This is a genomic window from Phycicoccus elongatus Lp2 (assembly GCF_000367525.1).
Taxonomy (GTDB): Bacteria; Actinomycetota; Actinomycetes; order Actinomycetales; family Dermatophilaceae; genus Phycicoccus_A; species Phycicoccus_A elongatus.
Window position 1 is genome coordinate 3,093,821 of sequence record NZ_HF570956.1, and the last position, 3,640, is coordinate 3,097,460.

4 protein-coding genes are annotated in these 3,640 nt (G+C 70.6%); all 4 read right to left on the reverse strand.

What is annotated here, in order from left to right; all coding sequences use genetic code 11:
• A partial coding sequence (locus BN10_RS15015) for an RNA polymerase sigma factor (protein ID WP_267878877.1) occupies nucleotides 1–321 on the reverse strand: 321 nt, incomplete at its 3' end.
• A gap of 37 nt (nucleotides 322–358) precedes the next feature.
• A complete protein-coding gene (locus BN10_RS15020) occupies nucleotides 359–1,411 on the reverse strand; it encodes a PHP domain-containing protein (RefSeq protein WP_010852093.1) in 1,053 nt (350 codons plus the stop codon).
• Nucleotides 1,411–2,634, reverse strand: coding sequence for a cysteine desulfurase-like protein (locus tag BN10_RS15025; RefSeq protein WP_010852094.1), 1,224 nt, complete (start codon nucleotides 2,632–2,634; stop codon nucleotides 1,411–1,413). The genes BN10_RS15020 and BN10_RS15025 overlap by 1 nt, the downstream gene beginning before the upstream one ends.
• Before the next feature lie 24 nt (nucleotides 2,635–2,658).
• The coding region (locus tag BN10_RS15030) for a hypothetical protein (protein ID WP_198014079.1) at nucleotides 2,659–3,640 on the reverse strand (982 nt) is incomplete at its 5' end.

Sequence of the window (3,640 nt, forward strand, 5' to 3'; positions counted from 1 at the left end):
GGCGTCCATTGTGCGCAGCTCGCGGTCGGTGTCGAGGGAGTCGGTCGTCGGCTGCCGTTCGCCGATCCGGACGGCGAGCGCCTCGCGGCGTCGGTCCGAGCGGGCGGCGTTGAGCAGCGTGTGGCGCGCCACGGCATACAGCCAGGGCAAGGCCTCTCCGGGGCGGGTCGGGACGTCGTCGAGCCGTCGCCAGGCGACGAGGAAGGTCTCTGCCGCGATGTCATCGGCGTGGGCAGGGTTGCTTCGTCGTCGGGCGAACGCCAGGACGGCGCCATGGTGGGCGGCGAAGAGGGACCGGAAACGGTCCTCGCGCGGCGTCATGGTGTCTATGTCCGATCCGGTCCCGAGTGTGTCGCCGTCACGCGGGGCGGGCCCAGGCGCGGAGGCGATCGGCGTCCCAGGTCGTGATGATCCGGTCGGGCGGGACGCCCAGGCGGGTCGCGCGCGCGGCGCCGTAGGCCTTCATGTCGAGTTGGCCGGGCGCGTGGGCGTCGGAGTCAATCGCGAACAGGCACCCCGCGTCGAGCGCGAGGCCGATGAGCTCGTCCGGGGGGTCGCACCGCTCGGGACGACTGTTGATCTCCACCGCCGTGTCGCTCTCGGCGCAGGCTTCGAAGACCGCCTTGGCGTCGAAGTCCGACTGTGGCCGCGTTCCTCGCGAGCCCTCGACGAGCCGACCGGTGCAGTGCCCCAGGACGTTGACCCGCGGGTTGCGCACCGCCGCGACCATCCGCTTGGTCATCGGGGAGGCGTTCATCCGCAACTTGCTGTGCACCGAGGCCGTCACGAGGTCCAGGCGCGAGAGCATCTCGGGACTCTGGTCGAGCGAGCCGTCGTCGAGGATGTCGACCTCGATCCCCTTGAAGAACGAGAAGCCCTCTCCCACACCGCGATCGATTGCCTCAACGATCGCGATCTGTTGAGCCAGTCGCTCAGCGGTGAGCCCATTGGCGACGCGCAACTGTGGCGAATGGTCCGTCAACACCATCCATGAGTGGCCCGTCTCGAGGCCGGTGAGCACCATCTCGTCGATCGGCGACCCACCGTCGGACCAGTCCGAGTGGAGGTGGCAGTCGCCCTGCAACGCGGCATACAACTCCTCGCCGCCCTCGGCCAGCGGACCGCCGGACTTCTCCTCCAACCCCGAGAGGTATGCCGCGGTCTCACCTCGTGCGGCCGCCTCGATGACGCCGGCCGTGGACTTCCCGATCCCGGGGATCTGCTGCAGAGTCCCCGCGTCGACCTGGCGGTCGAGCTCGCCCGGCGCCAGGGCCTTGAGGGTCTTGACCGCCTTGCGGAAGGCCTCGACGCGATAGCTGCCGGCGCGGGTGCGTTCCATGAGGAAGGCGACCCGGCGCAGCGCGTCGATCGGGTCGAGCGGCTCCTCGACGGGAGCGATGAGGTGGACCATCAGCCCGCGATTGCGCCGAGGCCGGTGAGCAGCCGGTCGACGTCCTCGTCGTTGGTGTAGGGCGCCAGGCCGACCCGGATCGCGCCGGTGTCACCGAGGCCGAGGTGGCGGCTGCACTCGAGGGCATAAAAACTGCCGGCGGGGGCATTGACCTTGCGCTCGGCCAGCGCACGCCGGACGTCCTGGTCGTCATGACCTGCCAGTGTGAAAAGCAGTGTGGGAGTGCGCTTCTGCGCGTTGGAGAAGACGCGCACGCCGGGCAGAGCCCGGATCCCGGCCTCCAGCCGCTCCTGCAGTCGCTGCTCGTGCGCGTGGAGCGCCTCGAAACCCGCGACGACCCGCTCCCGCCGGTGCGAGGTCTCGTCGCGCTCCCCGGAGAGCGAGGCGAGGAAGTCGATCGCGGCGGTCGTGCCGGCCATCAGTTCGTAGGGCAGGGTGCCGAACTCGAAGCGCTCCGGCACGTCGTCGGTGGCCGGCACGAGCTTGTCGATACGCAGGTCCTCGAGGACTGCGGGATCCGCCGCGACCACGCCGCAGTGCGGGCCGAGGAACTTGTAGGGCGAGCACGACCAGAAGTCGGCCCCGAGCGCCTCGCGATCCACGCTCTTGTGGGCGGTTGCGTGGACTCCATCGACCCAGAGCAGGCCGCCGACCGCATGGACCTTGCGCCCCACCGAGCAGACCGGCGGTCGCGTGCCGATGAGGTTGGAGGCTGCTGTCATCGCCACCAGCCGGGTGCGGTCCCCGATGACCGCCTCGAAGTCCGCCGTCGTCTGCTCTCCGGTCTCCGGGTCGAAACCGGCCCATCGCACGGTCGCCCCGACCGCCTCGGCCGCCTGCACCCACGGACGCACATTGCTGTCGTGGTCGAGCCGCGAGACGACGACCTCATCGCCGGGCCCCCACTGCTTGGCGAGCGCCCGGGAGAGGTCATAGGTGATCTGGGTGGCGCTGCGCCCGACGATGATGCCGCCCGGGTCACTGCCGAGCAGATCGCCCAGGGCGGTGCGGCACGCAGCGACGACCTCCTCGGCCCGGCGTTCGGCTGCCGTGACGACGCCGCGGTTGGCGACCGCCGCCATCAGGGTGTCGGCCACGGCGTGGGCGACGACATCGGGAGTCTGGGTGCCGCCCGGCCCGTCGAAGTGGGCGGCGCCCTCCTTGAGCGCGGGGAAGTGGCTGCGGACCTTGCCGATGTCGTATGCCGCGGGGTTGGGGCTCATAGCCCCATCCTGCCGGGCGCGAGGTCAGGAGGTGAAGGTGTAACGGACGACGCTGTCGCCGTCTCGGACGGTCATGCCGTCGTCGTCGGTGCGCAGCACGGTCAGCTCGTGCCAGCTGGCGACGCGGATGTGGCGACCTCCGGTGATCTCGACGACGTGTCGGCGAGAGACGGGGAACCAGAGCACGCGCGCGGTCTCGCGGCGCAGGACCTCGCCGGGGCGCAGACCGGCCTGCTCGCTGCGCGACCGGCACGGGGCTGATGCGCTCGTGGTGAGGGCGTCGATACTCCGGCCGCTGGTCACCCGGCACCGGCCGTTCTGGAGGATGTCCTGCAGGAACACCTGCCCGTCGGGTGCGGTCCAGGTCTCCTGAGCGGTCCGCAGGATGGTGCGGCTCGTCGCGGGGTCGATGAGCATGACGGTCCCGGCGTCCAGCGGGAGGACCGCGAATTCGGGGAGGCCTGCCAGGTGTGCGGCCGTGGGGTTCACGTCTGTGGTGGACGGGTACGGCATCGTCCAGGAGGTGGTGCCGTCGGCCCCGATGCCGTAGAGCGTGCACGAGGAGGGCTCGGTCTGACTGTGACAGGAGAGCGCGATCGTCGCCGCCCGAGTCGTGGCCAGCACCCAGAGGGTGTTGTTCCCTTGTGGATCGTTCCAGGTCCAACGCTGAGTGGCGTCGAGGCGGGCGGCGTCGATCTGGCTCCCGTGGGTGATGAGCAGGCGCTCACCACCGATCTGACGCTCGCCTCCGGCGACCGACCCGAGGGTGATGGTCCGACCCGAGACCAGGTCGAGCACCTTGTTCTCCGCGTCGGCGACAAGGGCGCGGTCGGCCACCGCACGGCCGGCGAACGCGGGTGCTTCCCACTGGGCGCGGACTCCCTGCGAGCGAGGTGTGGTCACCCAGGCGAGCAGGCCGAGGGCGACGAGAACGCCCGCGATGATCGCGGCAGACCACTTCCCGGCAACCCAGGACCCCCGGAACTCATCTCGCACCCGACGCCAC

Coding starts and splice junctions, on each gene's coding strand:
- BN10_RS15020 (WP_010852093.1), bottom strand. CDS start 1,411: ATGGTCCACCTCATCGCTCCCGTCGAGGAGCCGCTCGACCCGATCGAC.
- BN10_RS15025 (WP_010852094.1), bottom strand. CDS start 2,634: ATGAGCCCCAACCCCGCGGCATACGACATCGGCAAGGTCCGCAGCCAC.